The following is a 497-nucleotide window of genomic DNA, read 5'->3' as shown; positions in this document are numbered from 1 at the left end:
GCCAGGCGCTCCTTGTCCTCGAGGACGTAGGGAGGCGGAACAAAGAGGATGTCCGACAGCGGCCCAGACCGCGTCCGGGCGCGGGCCGCCGCAAGGCAGAGCTCGCGGTGCACGATCCACCAGCTGCGTCGCCCGTAGGCCTTGCGCCATGTCGTCAGTCCCGCAGCGTCCCAAAGATAGTGCAAAAGGGCAAGGAGCCGCAGCCTGCGCGGGCTGGCGGTCACCGATACGGTATCCGCTTCACCCTCATCGGTGGGCGACGACGGCCTGCTGCCGCGCAGGGACAGCGAAAAGCCGAGCCTGAGCATCGTGTCGCCTGCCTCGTCCGTGACGATGGCCTGCCCGGAGAGTGGCCCAAGCCCGGAGAGCTCCGGGGGTGGATCGAAGGACGGGCAGGCAAGGTCATGCGTATGTCCCGTGCCGGGCATACGCTTGAGATGAAACACACCATTGATCAGGGCCACATACATGGGCGGTTCGGCCTCGCAGCACTGGCA

1 protein-coding gene is annotated in these 497 nt (G+C 66.8%); it reads right to left on the bottom strand.

Annotated elements, in window-relative coordinates; all coding sequences use genetic code 11:
• Positions 1-470, bottom strand: a 470-nt coding sequence (locus CK944_RS22595; protein WP_239986228.1) for a DUF1173 family protein, incomplete at its 3' end; no start/stop codon positions are given.
• Between the last annotated feature and the right edge of the window lie 27 nt (positions 471-497).

Source organism: Paracoccus sp. SY, assembly GCF_002901215.1.
Classification (GTDB): domain Bacteria; phylum Pseudomonadota; class Alphaproteobacteria; order Rhodobacterales; family Rhodobacteraceae; genus Paracoccus; species Paracoccus acridae.
Note: the sequence above shows the minus strand (reverse complement) of the source record. Positions and strands in the feature narration are given on the sequence as shown.